Below are 20,685 nucleotides of genomic sequence, written 5' to 3'. Positions count from 1 at the left end.
AAGGTGGCGCGGTGAGGTTGGACGGGCAAGCGGTGAAGCTTACCCTTGCGGGCGGCGGATGACCATGGCGCTGCTACGGGCGGGGCTGGCGGCGTGCGAGAACGTCGTCATGGCGGACAAAACATCTGCAATTTTTCACGTATTTCCCGGGTGGCGTCCATGATGTAGCGCTCCACCGTATTCAGCGCCAGGCCCATGCGCGCCGCGATCTCCGGCTGGGTGTAGCCTTCGAGCCGATGCAGGATATAGGCCTGGCGTTTCTTCAGGGGAAGCTGTTCCAGCGCCTGTTCCAGGGCCCGCAGCAATTCGCTGGCGCGTAGGTCGGCATCGGGATTGGCCAGCAGCGGATGGTCGTGGTCCGCCAGCGCTTCCAGCGACACGGTCTCATGGCGGGACTGGCGGCGGATCTCGCTGACCAGGCGGTTGTTCGCCGCGCGATACAGATAGGCCCTGGGGTTGAGCGCCGCCGCGTGGTCCTGCGCCATGACGCCGATGATGGATTCCTGCGCGGCGTCCTCGGCGTCATGCCGCCGGGAATTTCCTTTCACCCACGTCCCGAGCAGCTCGCGGTAATGGGCGAGCCATCCTGATTCGGGAGGGCGGTGGCGGGACATGAGGGAGGCTGGGCAATGAGCAAGCGGCAACGGCGCGGAAGGCGCGCGAAATATTAACAATAGTTCTCATTTCCATCCAGCGTTGTCCCTCCAGCGATTCTCCATCCAGCGATTGTTCCGTGGACGCGAGGTCTGGCGCTGTCTATCGCAAAGGGCTGCGGGGGGAGTCGGATTCCCGGGACGATGCCCCAGCTATCCCTTCGGCGTTCGATCCGCGCTCATCCGTGCTGGACGCCGGTGGACGACGCGCCGCAGTTCCAGCAGGTGGTGAACTGCGGCTCCAGCCATTCGTCGCACCATCCGCAGCGCCAGCGCATCCGCGGGGCTTCCGGCGCGGACGCGGGGCCGTCGATGATGCGCGCCGCGGCGGCCAGGTCGGCTTCGTTCTCCACCCAGACCTCGGGCCCGCACTGGTCGACGGGGATGTCGCCCATGGCGCCTTGCATGTACCGGTTGTGCAGCTCGCAGGGGATGCGGGCCTGTTCCAGCAGATTGATCCAGTGCTGGCCGATCAATAGATTGGGCGCGCGCCGCAGCCTGATCATGAGGTCTCCCGTCGACGAAGAACAATGCCTGTACGCGATGCCGCCGTGCGTTTCGCTGTCCATTGCGCGGCGGATCGTCCCCGGGGGACTAGGCTGCCGCGACGACAGTTGGCGAAATATTAACGGCGCCGCCGGCTTTCATCCAGACGCGTCTCAAAAGGAGGCTTGCGCCCGATTCGGCCAGGCGATGCGGGCCAGCGTGCCGGACGTTTCGAAAGTCTCGGATGTTTCCATGTCTCCAATGCCTCCAATGCTTCGAACATGCCGAACGTGGCTTCAGGCCCCTTTGATATCCCTCGCTTGATATCTATTGAAATGCGCTTCTATCAATCTTGATGCTCCTGAAACTATATGGGCTAGTGAGTTACTGATCGCCTCGAATGCGCACGTTGAGTTGTTAATTGATTCCTTTCACTGAGCATTGGAGCAGGTGGTCACCATGGCGTCTATCAACAGATATCCCTTACGAACTTCCTGTCAGCGCGCTACGCGTGAGGGCGCGCGCGCGCATCGGGCGCCGCCCCGGCTCACCGCGCTGAGCGCGCGATTGACCCTGGCATGCGGAGTGTCGATCGGGTGGCCGTGCGAGGCGGAAGCGGCGCGTATCGGGGAAAGCGAAACCCATGCGGCGGCATCGGCGCAACAGCGCGATAGAAAACATATCCTCGGCAAGAGGACCACTTTCGACGATACGAAAATCTATGACGCGCGGTCCGGCTACCGCTTCACCGGTCCCGGCCTGGCATGGAATTCAAAGGTGTTTCGCGAGAACCAGGTCTACACGACGGACATGTCGTTCAACCTGAGCAACGAGGGCGTGCGGGTGAAGGACCTGGTTTTCTCCGGCGCGTGGCGTTCGCTGGGTTTCAAGGAAGACGGGCCTCACGAGATTGGCCGCGACCTGAACCTGGGCAGGCGCAATGCCATCGAGATCGAGCTCGACGGCAATGCGAGGCCGACGCTACGGGTCCATGGAAAAGCGGTCGTGCATGATGGCATCCTGAGCGTCAGGCCCAGGCATGGCGTGGCGTCCCTGCCGAAACTTGGGGAACTGCTGCACGTGATGACCGTCGGCGAGCTTGCCGCGGATAAGCAGGGTAAATCGGGCTTTCACAGGGTCGCCTGGGATCCCTTCGTCGACGAAGCCGTGTCCGACAACTACGACGTCGCCGCGGTTTATTCCCAGGACAGGAAGAGGATCTATATCAAGATCCTGCCGAAGTCCGCCCAGCGCGGCGGCGAAAACGGGGCGTGGCGGAATACGGCTGTCGCCCGGCGCGGCGATGATGCAGGCGCGGCAAACGCGCCGCGAAATCTCCCGCCGAGAAATTCCTCGCCGGACCATCCCTCGCCGAACAATCCGCCGCGGCATGGCTCCCTGCCGACAGGTTTTCCGCCGAATAGTCCTTCACCAAATAGCTCTTCACCGAACAGTTCTTCATCGAACAGTTCTTCACCGAACAGATCTCCACCGACCGCATCTTCGCCGATTGCCTTTCCGCCGACGGTTTCTCGACCGAGTCCATCTCCGACAAATAGTCTTCCACCAAGCACTCTTTTGCCAGGCAAGCTTCCGCCGGGCAATCGTCCATCGAGCAATCAGCCGCCGAACAATCCCTCCGCAGGGGCAGTGCCAACCTCAGCCCCAACTCCAGTCACAACCCCAGTCACAATCCCAGCCTCAGGTCCCGTCTCACCGCGCCAAATCGATGCGACCTATACCGATCCCGCCTACGCGGCGTATCACCATCGCTCGGAAGCCAGCCTGGATGACTACCGAAAACCGCAGAGATTCCTCAGGACCGGGATGAGGATTCCCGTGCTTCGTTACGTCGCGAAGAAGGACTCTCCAGCCGCTGCCCTGCCTCCACAACCGGTCGCGAACGATACGCGGGATACGCCCCCGGGACTGCCCGGCGCCTGGATCGACGTATTGCCCGCGCAGGCCATCGACAACACGCCGAAGGCCGCCACAGGCGCCGCGGACGACAAGGCCGGCGAGAAAACGATCGCAGCGGCGGGGGCCGGCGATAGCGGAAGGCCGTCCGTGGTCGTGAATACCGGCAGCGGGAAGAAATCGACCGTGGTGGTGGATGCCGGTGGCGGCATGAAGTCGACCGTGGTCGTGGAAGTCAGCGGCGGCACAGAGGCAAGCGCCTCCGGGGGCGCCGGCAGCGGCGCGGGGTGGGTCGAGATCGCGGAAGCGGATAGCGGCGCGGGATCGGCCGCGGCCCGCGCGCCGGTCGTGTTTGCGAAAGGCAGCGATGGCGCAGCCCCGGTCCTGGTCGTGGAAGGCGGCCATGACGCGCTGCCGATCATGATTGTGGATGCCGATGACGATGCAGCGCCGACTACCGTGAAAGCAGAACCCATCGTGGCAGCAGAAACCGCCGCGAAAACAGAATCCATCGTGGAGGCAGCACCCGCCGCGCAAGTAGAACCCATCGTGGAAGCAGAATCCGGCACAGACGCAGAACCTATTGCAGAAGCAGAATCCGGCGCGGCGGTAGAGACGGAAGCGGAGGCGGAAGCGGAAGCCTCGCCCGGCGAGGAAACGGCGTCCGTGCCGCTCGACGTGGCGGAGAGCATGTCGTTGGCCCAGGCGGACGAGTCGGCCGAGGACGCCGTCGTTGTCATCCCCTTGGCCGCCTTCGTCACGACGCCCAATCAAAAATCCGTGGCTTGCGCGATCGACACCTTGCCTTCCTCGCATCCCGTCTCCCAGGCGGCATACTCCGCCCTGGAAATGGACCCCGCCGCGCTGGCCTCCTTCACCGATGCGGTCTCGGGAGAATTGCACGCCACGGCGGACGCCGCCATGCGGCATCCGCGGAGCCCGCGCGGGATCTTCCGCTGGCGCAGTTGCGCGCAAGCCTGTACAGCGGCCGGCAGCCCGGCGCGCCGACCGCGGATGCCGGCATCCGCGATACGCCGCCCTTGTCCGGCGTCCTGCCGTCCCCGGCCGCCTATCCCGCGTGGGCGCAAGCCGTCGGAAGCTGGCAACGCCTGGGCGGCCGCGCGCATAGCGCGAAGGGGCGCCAGCACAACGGCGGCATCTTCATCGGCATGGACCAGGAAGCCGGCGCGGGCTGGCGCCTGGGCGGTTCGCTGGGCTATGTGGAAAGCCGGCTGGGTATCCGCGGCCTCGCGTCCTCGGCCGCCATCTCCAGCTACAGCGCCATTCTCTACGGCGGCAAGGCCGTGCTCGCCGGACCGGGCGCCGTCCACCTGATGCTGGGTGGCGCCTATACCTGGCACGACGTGCGGACCCGGCGCCGCGTGGCGGGCGGCGGCCTGGACCAGCACCTGCGCGGCGACTACGGCGCCCACACCGTCCAACTGTTCTCGGAACTCGGCTACGCCATGCCCGTGGCGTCCGGCCTGACCTTGCAGCCCTACGTCGGGCTTGCGCATGCCGCCAACCGCCGCCGCGCCTTCGACGAACGCGGCGGCAGCGCGGCCTTGTCCGGCCGGCGCCAGCGCAGCGAGACGACGACGGTGACGCTGGGCGTGCGCGGCACGCAAGACCTGAAGCTGGGCCGGCACGAGGGCCAGGCGACGGGCGCGCTGGGCTGGCGCCGCAACGCGGGCGACCTGCGGACGCGGGCCAGTATGTCCTTCGACGCCGGCGACCGCTTCACCGTCACCGGCGCGCCCGTGACGCGCAACAGCGTGCTGGCGGAGGCGGGTTTCAAGGCTCGCGTCGGCAAGCTCGCCGCCCTGGGCGTCAACTATGCGGGCCAGTTCGGCGGCGGCAATCGCGACCACTCGGCCAGCATCAACCTGAACTGGCGGTTCTAGCGCCTGCCCAATGCCGCAGAGCCGCAGAGCCGCAGAGCCGCAGAGCCGCAGCGCCGCAGAGCCGTGGGCAGCTCAGGCCACCAGGTTGTACAGGCAGTCCCCGCGCTCGGTCAGCGTGGGGAAGCGGCGGCAGGACACCACGCCGCTGGCCGGGAAACGCAGCGCCGCCGGCTCGCGCAGCGGCGTGTGATAAGGATGCAGATAGCCCGCCAACTGCCCCGCCGCCACCTCGCTGCCCACGGCGACGAGCGGCTCGAACAGGCCGTCTTCCGGCGCGTAGAGAAAGTGGTCCCGTCCCTGCGACCGCATCAGGCGTAGCGGCGGCGCGGCCTCGGCCTCCAGATCGGGCGCGTACCCGTAGTGCTTGAGCACGCGGCGCACGCCCTGTTCGGCGACCCGCAAGCCCGGCGGGCTTAGCGTGCCGCCGCCGCCGAGCTCCGTGGTCAGCGCGGGTATGCCCCGTTGGGTGGCCGCCGCATAGAGCGTGGTGGAGGCGCCGCCGCCTTCGCCGGTGGTCTGGATGCTGAGCGGGGCGCCGAAGACGCCCAGCAGTTCGACGATGCCGGCCTGCGCCGCCGCGTCGCGGCCATGGCGCGCCAGCGCGCAGGGCGTGTATTCCAGCGACTTGCCGCCGGAATGCAGGTCGATCGCCATGTCGCTCAGCGGAAACAACACGGTCTGCACGTAGTGCGCGATCATCGCCGTCGGCGCGCCATTGGCCTCGCCGGGGAACAGCCTGTTGAGATTGCCCGCGTCGATGGGCGAGGTGCGCCGCCCGGCCGCGACCGCCGGGAAATTCAAGGCAGGCGCGATGAGGATGCGGCCGCGCACGGCGGCCGCGTCCAGCTCGCGCGCCAGGCGCAGCAAGGCCACCTGTCCTTCGTATTCGTCGCCATGATTGCCCGCCGTCAGCAGGATGGTCGGCCCGGCGCCGTTGCGGATGCAGACCAGGGGCACGGGTATCCACCCATAGGCGGATTTGTCTGAGGAATACGGCACCCGCATGTAATCCGACTGCTTGCCGTCCGCGTTGAAATCGATGGCGCTCCAGACCCTGCTTGCTTCAGACATGACGCTTTCCTTGAGGGCGGTGCAATAGTCCGGCCGCATAATTCGTTAGGGAGTTCATTGGCGGGTCGGCGCCAGCAGGCGGTTTTCCAGCACGCGCACCGCCTGCGCCATGGCCACCGCCAGAATGAGGAAGATCACGCCCACCGAGACCATGGGCTCGGCATAGCGGAAGGTGTCCGAGCCGACCTCCATCGCCAGTCCCAGCATTTCCGGCACCGAGATCACGGCCAGGTAAGGCGTGGCCTTGAGCGCCGACACGAAATAATTGGCCATGGGCGCGGCGATATTGCGCAGCATTTGCGGCGCGATGACGTACAGCATCGCGTCCAGCCGGCCCAGCCCCAGCGCCTTGGCGGCGGCGAACTGGCCGGCCGGGATGGACTCGATGCCGCCCTTGAACACCTCGGCCAGGTAGCCGCTGTAGTACACGCTCAACCCCAGCACGCCGACCACCAGCGCCGGCAGGGTGACGCCGTATTGCGGCAGCACGAAGTACAGGAAATAGAGCTGCACCAGGACGGGCGTGGACCGGATGAAGTCGATGACGAAGCGCATGGCGTAGCCCAGCCAGCGGTTGGACCGGCGCAGCATTTCCAGGACGAATCCCAGCAGCGCCGAACCCACGCTGGCGGCCGCCGCCACCCAGATGGTGGTCCACAGCCCGCGCAGGATGGCCGGCATGACGGATACCGCGAAGGACAGGTCAAAATTCACGATTGCCCCTTTGCCCGGCGCTGACCCGGCGTTCCAGCCAGCGGCCGAAGATGGTGGCCGGATAGCAGACGATGAAGTACGCCACCAGCAGCGCCGTATAGATGCGCGCCGGGGCGTACTCGAGCTGCGAGATCTGCTTGGCGCGGAAGGTCATGTCGGTCAGCGCGATCAGCGACACCAGGGCGGTGCCCTTGACGAGCTGGATGAACTGGTTGACGAAGGTCGGCGTCATCGCCGCGAAGGCCTGCGGCAGTTCGATGGCCACGAGGATCTGCATGCGCCTCATGCCCAGGGCCCGGCCGGCCTCCACCTGGCCGCGGTCCAGCGATTGCAGGGCCGCCCGCACCGCCTGGCTGCCATAGCCGCCGATATTCAGCCCCAGCGCCATGGCGCCCACCGCCACGCTGGAGAGCACGATGCCGAAATTGGGCAGCGTGTAATACAGCATGAACAGCAGGATGATGACCGGGGAGCTGCGCCAGAACTCGATGATCGCGGTGACCGCCGTGTGCGCGGCGCCTCGCGTGAAGTACTGCAGCACGCCGAACACCAGCGCGAAGGGAACCGCGTAAAGCATGCCGCAGGCCGTGACGAGGGCGGTGATGCGCAAGCCCTCGAAAATACTGCCCAGCGTCGTCAGGAACTCCATGGCAGCGTCTCCCTCCGGCGCGCCGCGCTCAGTACTTGCCGTCGCAGACGGCCTGGGTGGTCACCGCCGGGGGCGCGACGTCGTCATCGGTGAAACCGTACTTCGCCATGATCTTGCGCACCGTGCCGTCGGCCTTGAGCTGGGCCAGGCGCTGGTTGTACAGGTCGCGCAGGGCAGTGTCCTCGGGGCGGAAGGCGATGGCCGTGTACATGGCCGCCGGCACGCCGTTGCGCACCAGGCCCGTGAAGGGCAGGGCGCGCTCGACGCCCTTGACCTTGGGATCCTGCAGGACCGACACCACGCTGGGCGCGGACAGCGTGGCGGCGTCGATGCGGCCGGCGATGACGGCCGAGACCAGCGCCTCGGTGTCCTGGAACTGGGTGATCCTCTCCTGCGGGACGCCGGCATCGATGGCGTTTTTGGTGTTCAGCGTGCCGCGGCCGCCGCCCAGGCGTATCTTGGGATTGGCCGTGATGTCGGCGTAGCTGTGGATCTTGTAGGGATTGCCGGCGGCGACGATGAGGCTGTCGCCCACGGCCAGGTCGGGCTCGCTGAAGATCACCGCCTTGCAGCGCTGCGGCGTGATGGCGATGCCGGAGGCGATCATGTCGGTGCGGTGCGCCATCATGCCGGGGATCAGGGCGCCGAATTCGCTGACCACGAATTCGATTTTCTTCACGCCCAGCGGCGCCAGCGCGGCGCGCACCAGGTCCGGGTGAAAGCCCACGGCCTCGCCCTGCTCGTCGCGGTAGCCCCACGGCGCCCGGTTGTGGATGCCGATGGTGACGCTGCCCTTTTGCGCCAGGGTTTCCTGCGCGGTGGCGGCCTGCGCCGCCGGGCCGGCAAGGCCCGCGCAGGCCAGCGCCAGCGCGGCGGCGGCAGCGGCGCGGTAGAGCCGATGAAAAATGCGCGCTTGTTTATGCATTTCTATTCCCCTTGAAGTCAGGCGGTGGTGGCGCGGCCGTGCCTTCAGGCCACGCGTGCCCCTAGCTGGGCAAGACGAAACCGAAGGCATTACAGCACCCGTCCTTTATTCCGTATAATATTAAAAATCGGCCAGTCTATTCGCTCAGGTTATAGGGCCGCGAGGGGGAAAAAATGAACCAGCGGCAGATTGAGGTCTTTCATTCGGTCATGCTCAACCAGACGGCCTCGCGCGCCGCGGAAGTGCTGCGCATCTCGCAACCGGCGGTGAGCAAGGCGATCCAGGAGCTGGAGCGGTCGGTGGGCTTCGCGCTGTTCGACCGCATCAAGGGGCGCATGGTGCCGACGCCGGAAGGGCAGTTGCTGTTCCGCGAAGTGGGCCAGTCCTTCATCGGGATGGTCCAGTTGCGCAACGCCGCCGCGCGCATCCGCGACTTCGGCACCGGCGAACTGCGCATCGCCTCGCTGTCGGCCTTGAGCACCACCTTGCTGCCGCTGGCCTTGCGCCGCTTCCAGTTGCAGCATCCGGATGTCGCGATCACCTACCAGTCGCGCATGTCGGCCGAAGTGCGCGAGCTGATGGACACCGGCCAGTTCGACGTGGGGCTGGCGGCCGACGAGATCGATTCGACGATGGTGGACGCCAAGCCCTTCGGCAAGGTGCGCGCGATGCTCGCCGTGCCGCCGGGCCACCCGCTGGCCGCCAGGCGGGAAATCCGGCCGCGGGACCTGCACGGCGTTCCCTTCATCGCGCTGGCGCCGCAGGACACTACGCGGCGCGAGGCCGACGAGATCTTGCGCGCGCAGGGCGTCCAGCCGCGGCTGGTGCTGGAAACGCCGTTCTCCATCACGGTCTGCGCCATGGCGCTGGCCGGCCTGGGCTGCGGGCTGGTCAATCCCTTGACGGCCAGGGGATTCGTGCCGCAGGGGTTGATATTGCGGCCCTTCGTCCCCGCCGTGCACTTCCGCACCCTGATCCTGTTTCCGACCAACCGGCGGCCCTCGCGCATCGTGCGCGACTGCGTGGCCCATCTCCAGCACGCCGCGCGCGAGCTGGAGATGATCACCGCCTGAGCGCGGCGCGCCTCACCGCTTCCAGTCCGCGTCGCGGAACCAGGCGCGCAGGTGCTCGACGAACAGACGCACCTTGTTGGGCAGGTTGCGCCGCGTCTGCACGATGGCGTAGATGTCCAGCCCCTCGGCCTCGTATTCCGGCAGGACCACCCGCAGCGTGCCGTCGGCGATGTCGTTCTCCACCATGTAGCGCGGGTGCATGGAAATGCCGTGGTCCAGCTTGACCAGGTTCTGTATCGACTCGCCGAGATTGGAGCTGAAGCTGCCGTTGACGCGCACCACGTGGGCGTTGCGCTGGCCGTCGGTGAAGGTCCAGTGGCCGGTGGGCGCCTTGAGGTGGTGGACCAGGCAGTTGTGCCGCTCCAGGTCGCGCGGCGTGCGCGGTTCGCCATGGGCTCGCAGGTAGGCCGGCGTCGCCACCAGCACCTGCGGCACCACGGTGATGCGATAGGCGATCTGGTTGGTGTCCTTCAGGCGGGGGGCGATGCGCACCGACAGGTCCAGGTTCTCGGCGATCAGGTCGCTGCGGCCGTCGTCCAGCAGCAGCGACACCTTGATGGACGGGTAGCGGCGCAGGAAGTCCTCGATGGCGGGCACCAGGTGCACCGCGCCGAAAAAAGGCGGCGTGCCCAGCCGGATGCGGCCGCTGGCGGTGCGCACCGGGCCCTGCACCAGCTCCTTCAGGCCGCGCACGCTCTGCGCCAGCATGTCCGCGTTCTCCAGCAGCAGGCGGCCGCTTTCGGTCAGGCTCACGTGCTTGGTGTTGCGGTTGAGTAGCTGGACCTCGAAATGCGCCTCCAGCCAGGCGATCTTCTTGGTCACGGACGAGTTGCTCACGCCCAGGCTTTCGGCCGCCTTCGAGAAGTTCAGGCTCTTGCCGACCTCGACGAAGACGTCCAGGCAGTCGATCAGGTTCACGCAGTCTCCACTCGCGGTTCGCGCCCGCCGCGCCGGCGGGCGGCAGGGGCGGCACTTTTTCCAATCTGGAAAAAATCATTTCGTTTTTCGCTAGTGTCGCCGATTCCTGGCGCTGCATACACTGTTTCTTCTCCAGCGCCGGCCCGGACGGAGACCCGGGCGATTCCCGGCGCGACAAAAACCGCGGAAGGCCGAGCGCTTTTCCCCTTCGACAAGACCGCGCGAGAGACGATGAGCGGCCCGCTATTGGACCATGCCAGCTTCGACTATCACCTCTACGGCACCCACGTGCGCTTCGGCGACGGCGTCGCCGCCGGGCTGCGCGCCGAACTCGATGCGCTGGATTGCCGGCGGCCGCTGATCCTGACGCAGGACCGCATCGCCGCGACGCCGCGCTACGCCGCCCTGGCGTCGCAATGGCGCGACCTGGCGCACCTGGAGTTGGCGGGGATTCCGCCCCACTCGAACGTCGGCCTGGTGACGGACCTGGCGGCGCGGGCGCGCGATTTCGGCGCGGACTGCGTGGTGGGGATAGGCGGCGGCAGCGTGGCCGACAGCGCCAAGGCGCTGGTGCTGCTGCTGGCCGAGGGCGGTGAACTGGCCGATCACGTCACCCGCTACGAACCGCCGCGCGGCGTCTACATCCCGCGCCGGGTGCGGCGCCAGTTGCCCATCGTCGCCCTGCCGACGACGGCTTCCGGGGCCGAGGCGACCTGTTCCTTCGGCGTGGCCGACGGCCAGGGCCACAAGCTGATGTTCTGGAACCGGCAGGTGTCGGCTTCCACGCTGCTCATCGATCCCGAGCTGGCCGAGGACGTGCCGCCGGCGCTGCTGAGCCAGAGCGCGATGAACGGCATCGCGCATTGCCTGGAAGGCCTGTATTCGAGCGGCCGCTCCCCGGTGTCGGACGCGCTGGCCGTGCAGGCGTTGCGCCTGTTCCAGGATGCGCTGGACGGCGACGCCGCCGACCACGATGCCAATTCCCACGACGCTCCCCATGCCAATGCCGGCGGGGCGGCGGGCGGGCAGCGGCCAGCCGATGAGACGGCGCGCCGGCGCCGCGCCCTTCTTGCCGCCGCCCACCTGGGCGGCATGGTGCTGGCCATGGCGCGTAGCTGTCTGCACCACGCGATCTGCCATGTGGTGGCGACGCGCTATCGGCTGGGCCATGGCGCGGTCAACAGCGTGGTGCTGCCGCACGCCGTCGCCTACAACGAAGCGGACCCCGCCGTGGCCGCGCGGCTGGCGCCGGCGCTGGCGGCGGTCAACCGGGCCGCCTCCCCCGGCACGGCGCCCCACGCATCGCTGCGCGCGTGGCTGCAAGACCTGCAACGCCGCCACGCATTGCCGGTCCGCCTGCGCGACCTGGGCGTGCCGGCGGACGGCCTGCCGGCGCTGGCCGAGCGCGTCATGACGGAGCGCGGGCTGGCCCTGAATCCCCGGCCCGTCGGCCAGGCCGACGCACTGGCCATCCTGCGCGCCGCGTTCTGAATCATTCCTGGAAGGAGACATCATGGAAATCATCCCCCTGGGCACGCCGCTGGGCGCGCGCATCGAGGGCATGGACCTCGGCCAGCCGCTGGCCGAGTCCGACTACCGCGCCATCGAGGCGGCGCTGGGCCGCCATGGCGTGGTCAGCTTTCCCCGGCAGGCCTTGAGCGCCTTGCAGCTCAAGCGTTTCTCGGAAAACTTCGGCAAGCTGGAGGTCAACGTCGCCAACATGTACCACGAGGCCGACCTGCCGGAGGTGATGATTCTTTCGAACATCGTCGAGAACGGCAAGCCCATCGGGCTGAGCGACGCGGGCCAGGACTGGCACACCGACATGTCCTACAGCCGCACCATCGCCTTCGCCAATGTGCTCTACGGCATCCGCATCCCCGTGCGCGACGGCAAGTCGCTGGGCAATACCGAGTTCTGCAATATGCACGCCGCCTACGACGACCTGCCGCAAGACCTGAAACGCGAACTCGACGGCATGACCATCACCCATGACTTCAACAAGTTCTGGGAAATGATGCGGCGCGAGAAGGGCAGCACCCGGCCGCCGTTGACCGAGGAGCAGCGCCGCCGCAAGCCGCCGGTCTCGCATCCCGTCTTCCTGACGCATCCGATCACCGGGCGCAAGGTGCTGTACGCCAATCCCGGCTACTCCATGCGCATCAACGAATTGCCCGAGGCGCGCAGCGCCGAGGTGCTGGATTTCCTCTTTCGCCATCAATTGCAGGAGCAATACCGGCATCGCCACAACTGGACCGAAGGCGACGTCCTGATGTGGGACAACATGGGGACCATCCACAACGCGGTGGCCGATTACCGTCCCGACGAGCCGCGCCTGATCAAGCGTTGCCAGGTCATGGCCGATAAATACTTTCCCGAGCTGTACGAGTAGCCTTTCCCGTGCCGTGCGCGGCCCGGACGACGCCGGGCGGACGCGCGGCCCCCAGGCTGGACAACAGCGATGCGGGCGCGGACGCGCGATGCATCGCGAATCAAGGAGACATGCATGAGAACCCGTAAATTCCTGGCCGTCCTGGCCGTGGCCGCGCTGGCGGCCTATCTGCCGGCCGGCGCGGCCCGCGCCGACGACTATCCCTCCCGCCCCATCCGCATGGAGATCGGCTACGCCGCGGGCGGCCCGACCGACGTGCTGGGCCGCATCCTGGCCAAGGAGATGAGCGATATCCTCAAGACCTCCATCGTGGTGGAGAACAAGCCGGGCGCCAGCGCCTCCATCGCCGCGGCCGACGTCATGCGTTCCGAGCCGGACGGCTACAAGGTGCTGGTGACCTCGCTGACCTGGAGCGTCAATCCGCTGCTGTATCCGGGCCGCTACAACTACGATCCGGTCAAGGACCTGACGCCGGTCAGCAACGTCTGCAAGCTGCCCATGGTGCTCGTGACCAGCTACAACTCGCCCTACAAGGACGTCAAGAGCCTGGTGGCGGACGCCCGGGCGCATCCGGGCAAGCTGACCTACGGGTCGTCGGGCGTGGGCGGGTCGGCCCACCTGGCCGCCGAGATGCTGGCGACCTCGGACAAGCTGAACATGGTGCACGTGCCGTTCAAGGGCAACGGCCCGGCCTTGCAGGAAATGCTGGCGGGACGCATCTCCTTCATGTTCTATCCCAGCGTCGGCATCGCCAACTACGTGCAGCAGAAGCAGTTGCGCGTGCTGGGCGTGGGCACCCGCGAGCCGCTGGCGGACTTCCCCGGCGTGCCCACCATGGAATCGCTGGGCTACCACGACTTCGACGAGGGATCGCCCTGGGTCGGCTTGCTGGTGCCGCCCGGCACGCCGCGCGCCATCGTGGACAAGCTGAACAATGCCGTGAACGAGGCGCTGGCGCGGCCGCAGGTGCGGCAACAGTTCGCGGCGCTGGGCGCGCAGGCGGTGGGCGGCACGCCCGAGCAGTTCCGCGACTTCCTGGTGCAGGACAAGGCGCGCTGGGCCGACGTCATCAAGCGCGGCAACGTGAAGGGCGAGGAATGAGCGAGGCGTGGACGTCATGATGCCGGGCCTGGACGATTGCTACTCCATCGAGCGCCTGCGCCAGCGCGCGCGGGCGCGCCTGCCGCGGCCCATCTTCGACTTCTTCGACGGCGGCGCGGAGGACGAGCGCACGCTGCGGGAAAATGCCGAGGCCTTCGCCGAGGTGCGGCTGGCGCCGCGCGTGCTGCGCGACGTCGCCCGGGTCGACCTGTCCGGCAGCCTGCTGGGCAGGCCGGCCGGCATGCCGCTGGCCATCGGCCCGACCGGGGCGGTGGGCTTCGGCCGGCGCGGCGGCGACGTCATGCTGGCGCGCGCGGCCGCCGCCGCCGGCATTCCCTACGCGCTGTCCACCTCGGCGACGGCGGCCATCGAGGAGATCGCCGACAAGGCGCCGGGGCGGCTCTGGTTCCAGGCCTATATCCTGCAGGACAAGGAGCGCCTGCATGACCTCGTCGCGCGGGCCGGCGCGGCGGGCTATGAAGCGCTGGTCATCACGGTGGACCTGCCGGTGGGCGGCAAGCGGGAACGCGATCTCGCCCACGGCCTGGCCTTCCCGATGAAGATCGGGCCGCGCAATTTCTTCCAGTTCGCCCGCAAGCCCGCCTGGTCGCTGGACATGCTGCTGCGGCGGCCGCCGGTTATGCCCAGTCTGGCCGGCCTGAACCGCATGGCCTCGGACCGCAAGGCCATGCGGTCGGTGGCGGGTCGCAACTACGATCCGGCTTTCGACCTGGCGGCGCTGGCCCGCCTGCGCGACCGCTGGCCGGGCAAATTGATCGTCAAGGGCGTGGTGCATGGCGGGGACGTCGAAGCCATCGTGCGGCTGGGCGCCGACGCGCTGGTGGTGTCCAACCATGGCGGGCGCCAGCTCGACGGCGGCATCGCCACCCTGTGGGCCTTGCCGGAGGTCGTGGCCGCGGCCGCGGGGCGCGTGCCGGTGCTGCTGGACGGCGGCGTGCGGCGCGGCAGCGACATCTACAAGGCCCTGGCGCTGGGCGCGGCCGGCGTGCTGACGGGCCGGGCCACGCTGTACGGCGTGCTGGCCGGCGGCGAGGCGGGCGCGGCCAAGGCGCTGGCCATCCTGCGCGACGAGCTGGCGCGCACCATGCAGCTATGCGGCACCCCGGCGCTGGACGCCATCGGCCCCGACGTGCTGCGCGTGCCCAGTCCCTTTCCGCCCCTTTCATCCTATTCACCCTGCCTGCCTCGGGCCGCGGCCGCCTGGGCCGCTTCCGTGCAGGCCGAAATGCTGGAGGAGAATTGAATATGTCCGATACGCTCCACGCCGCCGAGCCGGCTGCCGGCGGCGGTGCCATAGCTGCCTCGAACGCCGCCGCCCTGGCCTTGTGCCACAACCAGGTCATGGCCTTCTACCGCGACCTGGACGAGAACCGCTACGAAGACCTGGCCGGTCGCCTGGCGCCCGATGGCGTCTGGCACCGGCAGGGCAAGGTCCTAGACAGCCGCCGGGCCGTGCTGGACGCGCTGGCGGCGCGGTCGAGGACGCAGCGCATCCATCACCTCATCGTCAACCTGGTGGCGGACAGCCTGGATGACGGGCGCTGCCGCATGCGCGCCTATATGCTGGTGGTGCGCCACGACAGCGGCAGCGCGCCGCAAGGGCCGGCCCCGTTGACCGGCATCGAGAACATCCGCACCTTGCATATCGACCTGGTCCGTGCCGGCGGCGCGTGGCTGATCGCGGAAATGCGCGGGGATGAACCCACTTTCGCCGCCGCGCCGCCGGCGGCCGCTTGACCCGGCGCGCGGCTGGCCTCGTCCTTCAGGGCGGGGCGGGACAGCCGCCCGCCATTCCACGAATCAGGAGACGAGCATGAAATGGATACGGGCCCGCCTGGCGGGCGGCAACGAGGGGCAGGGAGGGGCGGACCGCGCCGCCGGGGCAGCGGCGCCGTTCCATGCCCTGCTGGACGGCGATCGCGTGTCGCCCGTGCGCGGCGACCCGTTCAAGGGGTACGAGAAAACGGGGGAAATCCTGCGCCTGGAGGACGTGCGCCTGGACGTGCCGGTGATTCCGCCCACCTTCTATTGCGTGGGCCTGAACTACACCAAGCACATCGCCACGGAAGGGCTGAAGATTCCGGACAAGCCGGACGTGGGGTATCGGGCCAACAATGCGCTGCTCGCCCACGGCGAGGACGTCGTCATGCCGGCCGACGCCACGAAGGTGCACTACGAGGGGGAACTGGTGGTCGTCATCGGCAAGCGGGCGCGCAACGTCAGCCCGGCCGAGGCGCGCGCCTGCGTGCTCGGCTACACCATCGGCAACGACGTCAGCGAGCGCAATTGGCAGAAATCGGACCGCACCTTCTGGCGCGCCAAGAATTCCGACACCTTCAAGCCCATGGGGCCGTGGATAGAGACGGACGCCGACGTCGACGCCATGGAAACCCTGGTCAAGGTGAACGGCAAGGAAAGCACGCGCTTTCACACCAACGACATGCTGTTCGGCATCGACACTTTCCTCAGCACGATGAGCCGGTACCTGACGCTGTATCCCGGCGACATCCTGTGGATGGGCACCGACGGCCACTCGCCCGATCTGGCCGACGGCGACGTGGTGGAGGTGTCGCTGACCGGCCTGGGGACGCTGCGCAACCGATTCGTGCGGGCGCGGTAGAGCGGTAGACGCGACGGGCGCCGGCCGCGCCTACTTGCCGCGCATCATGTCGATCAGGCGGCGGTCGCGCTTGGTGGGCCGGCCGTCGGCGATGGTCTGCGCGGGCTCCGGCGCGAGGCGGCGCATTTCCGCGGCATGGGCGCGGGCGGCCGCGCTCTCTGGGGTTTCCTCGTACAGCGTGCGCGCCACGGGCGCCGGCCCGCGCACGGCGCTGACCGCCACCACACGCACGTGCATGGCCGGGGTTTCCTTGCGCAGCGTAATCGTGTCGCCGGCGCCGACCTCGCGCGCCGGCTTGGCGGGCTGGTCGTTGACCAGCACCCGGCCCTTGCCGATTTCATCGACGGCCAGGCTGCGCGTCTTGTAGAAACGGGCGGCCCATAGCCATTTATCGAGGCGCAGTTTGTCGGTCACTGGATACCCTCCTGTCGCTGCGCGACCTCCTCCCCGAGGGAGGATTCGCGCTTGGGGCGGCCCGGCGCGTGCATGTTGTGCCCTCCTGTCGCTGCGCGACCTCCTCCCCGAGGGAGGATTCGCGCTTGGGACGGCCCGGCGCGCTCATGCCCGGTGCTGTCCTGGATTGCGGATAAGCCGCCATGATAGCGCGAGCCCGGCCGCGCGCTCAGTCGGCGTTTGCCGCCGCGGGAGCGATGCCGACGTAGCGCGCGCGGGGGCGGATGAGCCGCCGCGCTTGCGCCTGTTCCAGCGCGTGCGCCAGCCAGCCGACGCAGCGGCCCAGGGCGAACAGGACGAAGGGCGCGTCGGGCGGCAGGGCGTGGCGGGCGCAGCAGGCGGTGAGGGCGAAATCCACGCTGGCGATCTCGCCCACGCTGCGTTCAACATGGTCGGCGAGGTGGCGGTAGAGCGCCGGGGGGCGGGTGGTGGCCAACAGCATGGCGGCGCGCGGATCGCCCTCCGGATAAAGCGGATGGCCGAATCCGGGCAGCGGGCGCCCCTGCGCCAGCCAGGCGCGCACCGCGGTGTCGGCGCCTTGTCGCCGCGCCTGGCCGGCGAGGGCGGCGACGCCCTGCGTGGCGCCCGCGTGCAGCGGGCCGGAGAGGGCGGACAGGCCGGCCAGCACGCCGGCCGCGAGCGAGGCGCCGGTAGAGATGGCGACGCGGACCGAGAACGCCGACGCATTCAACTCGTGATCGGCCATCAGCACCAGCGCGCGCCGGACGAAGGTGGCGGCCGCCGGCTGCCGCCAGCGCGCGCAGATGTGATCGTGCAGGGCCACGCCCGCCGGCACCGGCGCGCCCAGCATGCCCGCGCACAGGCTGGCCATGACCTCGCGCGCCTCGGCGCATAGGGTGGCTGGCGAACGCCCCACGGTGGGCAGGTCCGTGCCGGCGCGCCGGGCCATGGCGGCTAGTCCGGCCGCCAGCGCCGGGCCGGGTCCGCTGGCGCCGTCATCGTCGTCGCTGCCCCGCGCGCGTCCGTTCACACGGGACGATACCGATGCCGACGCCGCTCGCGCTGCCGATGCCGAGGCCGACACCGTTCGCGCCGCTGCTGTCGCTGCCGATGCAGGTGCGGATGCCGATGCGGATGCCGATGCGGATGTGGATGCCGATGCGGATGTGGATGCGGATGCCGAGGCGGATGACGGCGGAGATGGCGGAGATAGCGATGCCGGTGGCAATTGCGATGCCGATGGCGCTGACGACTGCGTGGCCCGGGCCGCCGCTTTCCGCGCGGCGTTCGCGGGCGTGAACGACAGCGGTTCCGTCTGCCAGAGCAGGGCGGCGATGTCCTCCAACCGTGCCCGCGCGGCCAGCGCGATGGCGTCCTGCCCGCGATACCAGTGGCGGCCGTCGGCCACCGTGCAGATGGACGAGGGCAGCACGGGGTCGCCCCATTCGATCGCCTCGGCGGCGATGGTCGCCACCTTGCGGCGGCCGCGCGCCTGCTTCGCCGCGCGCAGCACGTCCTCTTCGCGGTATTCGCTGCGCCGGCTGTCCCGGGGATCGGGCCGCGCCCGGATGCGTCCGCGGCTGACATTGGCGTACAGTGTTTGGGGGCGCACGCCGAGAATGCGCAGCGCGTCCCGGGCGTTCAACCATGCCATGTTCTCGTTCTCCTGCCGTGCGTGGAAATGGGCGGGATTTTCAGGTCCCGCGTCCCGGATGCTCTCGGCGCCGCGCCTCCACGGAGGGCGGCGGATCGTACGCCCGGGGCGTGGACACCGCGCCGGCCGCGGCGCATCGGGGATGGAAGCCCTTGCCCGAGGCAAGGGCTGGATGTCGAAGCTGGGTATTGAAGGATCAATGTCGAAGTATTGAAGACTCCATGTCGAAGTATTGGAGGCTCGATGTTGAAGCTCGATGCTAAAGGCCCGATGTCGAAGCTTGATCTTAAAGGCCCGATGTCGAAGCCTGATGTTGAAGGCGTGATATCGAAGCTTGATGTTGAAGGCTCGATGTTGACGAGTGATATCGAAGGTTCGATGTTGAAAGCATGATATTGAAAGTTGAATGTCGAAGGCCTGATATTGATGAATAACATCAAGATTGACGTCAATGTTGCAGCGCTTATGCTGGCGGCATGGCGCGTCGGCTGTCAAGCGAGGACGGATGCGCCGATGCCGAAACAGGTACTCGTTGGAGACCATCATGATGGACAAAGCAAGGACAGATGAAGCCGGCGCCGGGGACGCGCCGGTGAGCCGCGAATTCCTGCGCCGCGCCGCCGAGGCGCTGCGATTGCCGCCCGGCGGCCTGGACGAGATCGCTTTTTGGGGCGAGGGCGTGCTGCCCTACGTGCTGCCGGTCGACGACTTCGCCGCCGCCACCGTGGCCGCGGCCGGCGCCGCGTTGCGCGCCTTGATGGGCGCCCGCGCCACCTCCGCCGGCGGCGGCTCCGCTGCGGCGGGCAGCAGCCCGGCGGCAGGCGAGAGGGAAGTAGCCGAGAAGGAAGCGGGCGCCAAGACCAACGCCCTGCCGCGCCTGACCGTCGATCGCCGCCTGACCGGCCTGTGGTTCGGGACGCCCCTGCGCTCGGTGGGCTGGGAGCTGCCGGCCTCGCGGGACAGCATCACCGGCGACTATCGCGCCGCCGATGGCTGGATACGCCTGCACACCAACGCCCCCAAGCACCGCGCCGCCGCCGTGGCGGCCCTGGGCTGCGCCGACGACCACGCCGCCGTGGCCGCCGCGGTCGCGCAGTGGCGCGCCCTGGAGCTGGAAGGCGCCGTGCTCGCCGCCGGCGGTTGCGCCGCCGTCATGCACACCCGCGCGCAATGGCGCGCGCATCCTCAGGGCCAGGCCGTGGCGGCGGAACCGCTGGTCGCATGGACCGAGCATGCGCTGGCCGCCGTCCCGTCATGGCGCCCGGGGACCGAACGCCCCCTGGCCGGCCTCAAGGTGCTGGACCTGACCCGCATCCTGGCGGGGCCCGTCTCCACCCGCTTCCTGGCGGGCTATGGCGCGGACGTCCTGCGCATCGACCCGCCCGGCTGGGACGAGCCCGCCGTGGCGCCGGACATCACGCTGGGCAAGCGTTGCGCGCGCTTGAATTTGCGCGATCCGGCCGACCGCGCGCGCTTCGAGGCCTTGCTGGCGCAGGCGGACGTGCTGGTGCACGGCTATCGTCCCGATGCGCTCGACGGCCTGGGCTACGGCGCCGCTACTCGCCGCGCCCTCAACCCCGGCTTGATCGACGTGGCCCTAGACGCCTATGGGTGGACCGGCCCGTGGCACGGCCGGCGCGGATTCGACAGCCTGGTGCAAATGAGCAGCGGCATCGCGGATGCCGGCATGGCCTGGCGCGACGCGCGGAAACCGACGCCCATGCCGGCGCAGGCGCTGGACCACGGCACCGGCTATCTGATCGCCGCCGCCGTGCTGCGCGGCCTGGCCATGCGGCTGGAGCGGGGTGTCGCCGTCGACGCGCGCCTGTCGTTGGCGCGCACCGCCGAGGCCTTGTTCGGCCTGGCGGAAGCAGCGGGCGAAGGGGCACGGGAACAGGCGGGCCTGCAAGTGCGCGACAGCGATTTCTCGGCGGAGCCGGAGATGACGGTATGGGGCCCGTTGCAGCGCGCGAAGCCCCCGCTGGAGATCGAGGGATCGCCCATGCGCTGGGATTACCCGGCCGGGCCGCTGGGCGCGGCCGAGCCTGCGTGGCGGCCATCCCCATCGGCGTGACGGCGGAAATGACGGCGGAAAGACGTTGGGATGGCGCTGGGATGATGCCGGAGCGATGCCGACGCCGAGAGCATGCAGGGGCTATGCCGGGATGACGCG

22 protein-coding genes are annotated in these 20,685 nt (G+C 68.6%); 10 read left to right on the top strand and 12 right to left on the bottom strand.

Annotated elements, in window-relative coordinates:
• Positions 1–107: 107 nt before the first annotated feature.
• The 5 genes from CAL29_RS22205 to CAL29_RS32195 form a co-directional block, all read right to left on the bottom strand.
• Positions 108–614, bottom strand: a complete 507-nt coding sequence (locus CAL29_RS22205) for an RNA polymerase sigma factor (RefSeq protein WP_094855160.1) — start codon at positions 612–614, stop codon at positions 108–110.
• 218 nt (positions 615–832) lie between these two features.
• Entirely contained in the window at positions 833–1,159 is a 327-nt protein-coding gene (locus tag CAL29_RS22200; RefSeq protein WP_094855159.1) for a putative signal transducing protein, read from the bottom strand.
• A gap of 961 nt (positions 1,160–2,120) precedes the next feature.
• Positions 2,121–2,273, bottom strand: a complete 153-nt coding sequence (locus tag CAL29_RS32205) for a hypothetical protein (protein ID WP_306430695.1) — start codon at positions 2,271–2,273, stop codon at positions 2,121–2,123.
• A gap of 86 nt (positions 2,274–2,359) precedes the next feature.
• The gene (locus tag CAL29_RS32200; protein WP_306430694.1) at positions 2,360–2,758 is read right to left on the bottom strand and encodes a hypothetical protein; all 399 of its coding nucleotides are present in this window, start codon (positions 2,756–2,758) and stop codon (positions 2,360–2,362) included.
• Between the two features lie 228 nt (positions 2,759–2,986).
• Entirely contained in the window at positions 2,987–3,568 is a 582-nt protein-coding gene (locus CAL29_RS32195; RefSeq protein WP_143277718.1) for a hypothetical protein, read from the bottom strand.
• A 273-nt stretch (positions 3,569–3,841) separates the two neighbouring features.
• Between CAL29_RS32195 and CAL29_RS22190 the strand changes: the two genes are divergently transcribed.
• On the top strand, positions 3,842–4,960 hold the full coding sequence (locus CAL29_RS22190) for an autotransporter outer membrane beta-barrel domain-containing protein (protein WP_143277717.1): 1,119 nt from the start codon (positions 3,842–3,844) through the stop codon (positions 4,958–4,960).
• Positions 4,961–5,032: 72 nt separating this feature from the next.
• On the opposite strand, the gene CAL29_RS22185 is transcribed toward CAL29_RS22190, so the two are convergent.
• The 4 genes from CAL29_RS22185 to ehuB are packed head-to-tail and all read right to left on the bottom strand — an operon-like array spanning position 5,033 to position 8,319.
• The gene (locus tag CAL29_RS22185; protein ID WP_094856827.1) at positions 5,033–6,031 is read right to left on the bottom strand and encodes a succinylglutamate desuccinylase/aspartoacylase family protein; all 999 of its coding nucleotides are present in this window, start codon (positions 6,029–6,031) and stop codon (positions 5,033–5,035) included.
• Positions 6,032–6,085: 54 nt separating this feature from the next.
• Entirely contained in the window at positions 6,086–6,745 is a 660-nt protein-coding gene (gene ehuD, locus CAL29_RS22180; RefSeq protein ID WP_094855156.1) for an ectoine/hydroxyectoine ABC transporter permease subunit EhuD, read from the bottom strand.
• The gene (locus CAL29_RS22175) at positions 6,735–7,394 is read right to left on the bottom strand and encodes an amino acid ABC transporter permease (protein WP_094855155.1); all 660 of its coding nucleotides are present in this window, start codon (positions 7,392–7,394) and stop codon (positions 6,735–6,737) included. The genes ehuD and CAL29_RS22175 overlap by 11 nt, the downstream gene beginning before the upstream one ends.
• Before the next feature lie 28 nt (positions 7,395–7,422).
• Complete coding sequence (gene ehuB, locus CAL29_RS22170) at positions 7,423–8,319, bottom strand: ectoine/hydroxyectoine ABC transporter substrate-binding protein EhuB (protein WP_094855154.1); 897 nt, start codon at positions 8,317–8,319, stop codon at positions 7,423–7,425.
• Between the two features lie 173 nt (positions 8,320–8,492).
• Here ehuB and CAL29_RS22165 point away from each other — a divergent pair, with 173 nt between their 5' ends.
• Positions 8,493–9,392: a LysR substrate-binding domain-containing protein gene (locus CAL29_RS22165; RefSeq protein ID WP_094855153.1), complete on the top strand. Its 900-nt coding sequence runs from the start codon at positions 8,493–8,495 to the stop codon at positions 9,390–9,392.
• Between the two features lie 12 nt (positions 9,393–9,404).
• Here CAL29_RS22165 and CAL29_RS22160 read toward each other — a convergent pair whose 3' ends face one another.
• Entirely contained in the window at positions 9,405–10,310 is a 906-nt protein-coding gene (locus CAL29_RS22160) for a LysR family transcriptional regulator (RefSeq protein WP_094855152.1), read from the bottom strand.
• A 231-nt stretch (positions 10,311–10,541) separates the two neighbouring features.
• Between CAL29_RS22160 and CAL29_RS22155 the strand changes: the two genes are divergently transcribed.
• The 6 genes from CAL29_RS22155 (at position 10,542) to CAL29_RS22130 (ending at position 16,444) form a co-directional block, all read left to right on the top strand.
• The gene (locus tag CAL29_RS22155; RefSeq protein WP_094855151.1) at positions 10,542–11,801 is read left to right on the top strand and encodes an iron-containing alcohol dehydrogenase family protein; all 1,260 of its coding nucleotides are present in this window, start codon (positions 10,542–10,544) and stop codon (positions 11,799–11,801) included.
• A 22-nt stretch (positions 11,802–11,823) separates the two neighbouring features.
• The gene (locus tag CAL29_RS22150; RefSeq protein WP_094855150.1) at positions 11,824–12,702 is read left to right on the top strand and encodes a TauD/TfdA dioxygenase family protein; all 879 of its coding nucleotides are present in this window, start codon (positions 11,824–11,826) and stop codon (positions 12,700–12,702) included.
• A gap of 114 nt (positions 12,703–12,816) precedes the next feature.
• Complete coding sequence (locus CAL29_RS22145; protein ID WP_094855149.1) at positions 12,817–13,803, top strand: Bug family tripartite tricarboxylate transporter substrate binding protein; 987 nt, start codon at positions 12,817–12,819, stop codon at positions 13,801–13,803.
• Positions 13,804–13,819: 16 nt separating this feature from the next.
• Positions 13,820–15,067, top strand: coding sequence for an alpha-hydroxy acid oxidase (locus tag CAL29_RS22140; protein WP_094856826.1), 1,248 nt, complete (start codon positions 13,820–13,822; stop codon positions 15,065–15,067).
• A 2-nt stretch (positions 15,068–15,069) separates the two neighbouring features.
• Positions 15,070–15,561: a nuclear transport factor 2 family protein gene (locus CAL29_RS22135; RefSeq protein ID WP_094855148.1), complete on the top strand. Its 492-nt coding sequence runs from the start codon at positions 15,070–15,072 to the stop codon at positions 15,559–15,561.
• 76 nt (positions 15,562–15,637) lie between these two features.
• Positions 15,638–16,444 carry a fumarylacetoacetate hydrolase family protein gene (locus CAL29_RS22130; RefSeq protein WP_094855147.1) on the top strand — a complete coding sequence of 269 codons (807 nt, stop codon included), beginning with the start codon at positions 15,638–15,640 and terminating at the stop codon, positions 16,442–16,444.
• 30 nt (positions 16,445–16,474) lie between these two features.
• Here CAL29_RS22130 and CAL29_RS22125 read toward each other — a convergent pair whose 3' ends face one another.
• A complete protein-coding gene (locus CAL29_RS22125; protein WP_094855146.1) occupies positions 16,475–16,858 on the bottom strand; it encodes an RNA-binding S4 domain-containing protein in 384 nt (127 codons plus the stop codon).
• Positions 16,859–17,066: 208 nt separating this feature from the next.
• On the bottom strand, positions 17,067–18,512 hold the full coding sequence (locus CAL29_RS22120; RefSeq protein WP_179284140.1) for a citrate/2-methylcitrate synthase: 1,446 nt from the start codon (positions 18,510–18,512) through the stop codon (positions 17,067–17,069).
• A gap of 243 nt (positions 18,513–18,755) precedes the next feature.
• On the opposite strand from CAL29_RS22120, the gene CAL29_RS31675 reads away from it, so the two are divergent.
• Together CAL29_RS31675 and CAL29_RS22115 are read left to right on the top strand one after the other, a co-directional pair.
• On the top strand, positions 18,756–18,905 hold the full coding sequence (locus CAL29_RS31675) for a hypothetical protein (RefSeq protein ID WP_179284139.1): 150 nt from the start codon (positions 18,756–18,758) through the stop codon (positions 18,903–18,905).
• 151 nt (positions 18,906–19,056) lie between these two features.
• Positions 19,057–20,586, top strand: coding sequence for a CoA transferase (locus CAL29_RS22115; RefSeq protein ID WP_256977668.1), 1,530 nt, complete (start codon positions 19,057–19,059; stop codon positions 20,584–20,586).
• The last annotated feature ends 99 nt before the right edge of the window (positions 20,587–20,685 follow it).

The organism is Bordetella genomosp. 10, from assembly GCF_002261225.1.
Lineage (GTDB): Bacteria > Pseudomonadota > Gammaproteobacteria > Burkholderiales > Burkholderiaceae_B > Bordetella_C.
Note: the sequence above shows the minus strand (reverse complement) of the source record. Positions and strands in the feature narration are given on the sequence as shown.

Coding starts and splice junctions, on each gene's coding strand:
- CAL29_RS22205 (WP_094855160.1), bottom strand. CDS start 614: ATGTCCCGCCACCGCCCTCCCGAATCAGGATGGCTCGCCCATTACCGC.
- CAL29_RS22200 (WP_094855159.1), bottom strand. CDS start 1,159: ATGATCAGGCTGCGGCGCGCGCCCAATCTATTGATCGGCCAGCACTGG.
- CAL29_RS32195 (WP_143277718.1), bottom strand. CDS start 3,568: ATGGATTCTGTTTTCGCGGCGGTTTCTGCTGCCACGATGGGTTCTGCT.
- CAL29_RS22185 (WP_094856827.1), bottom strand. CDS start 6,031: ATGTCTGAAGCAAGCAGGGTCTGGAGCGCCATCGATTTCAACGCGGAC.
- CAL29_RS22175 (WP_094855155.1), bottom strand. CDS start 7,394: ATGGAGTTCCTGACGACGCTGGGCAGTATTTTCGAGGGCTTGCGCATC.
- ehuB (WP_094855154.1), bottom strand. CDS start 8,319: ATGCATAAACAAGCGCGCATTTTTCATCGGCTCTACCGCGCCGCTGCC.
- CAL29_RS22165 (WP_094855153.1), top strand. CDS start 8,493: ATGAACCAGCGGCAGATTGAGGTCTTTCATTCGGTCATGCTCAACCAG.
- CAL29_RS22155 (WP_094855151.1), top strand. CDS start 10,542: ATGAGCGGCCCGCTATTGGACCATGCCAGCTTCGACTATCACCTCTAC.
- CAL29_RS22150 (WP_094855150.1), top strand. CDS start 11,824: ATGGAAATCATCCCCCTGGGCACGCCGCTGGGCGCGCGCATCGAGGGC.
- CAL29_RS22145 (WP_094855149.1), top strand. CDS start 12,817: ATGAGAACCCGTAAATTCCTGGCCGTCCTGGCCGTGGCCGCGCTGGCG.
- CAL29_RS22140 (WP_094856826.1), top strand. CDS start 13,820: ATGATGCCGGGCCTGGACGATTGCTACTCCATCGAGCGCCTGCGCCAG.
- CAL29_RS22135 (WP_094855148.1), top strand. CDS start 15,070: ATGTCCGATACGCTCCACGCCGCCGAGCCGGCTGCCGGCGGCGGTGCC.
- CAL29_RS22130 (WP_094855147.1), top strand. CDS start 15,638: ATGAAATGGATACGGGCCCGCCTGGCGGGCGGCAACGAGGGGCAGGGA.
- CAL29_RS22120 (WP_179284140.1), bottom strand. CDS start 18,512: ATGGCATGGTTGAACGCCCGGGACGCGCTGCGCATTCTCGGCGTGCGC.
- CAL29_RS31675 (WP_179284139.1), top strand. CDS start 18,756: ATGTTGAAGCTCGATGCTAAAGGCCCGATGTCGAAGCTTGATCTTAAA.
- CAL29_RS22115 (WP_256977668.1), top strand. CDS start 19,057: ATGATGGACAAAGCAAGGACAGATGAAGCCGGCGCCGGGGACGCGCCG.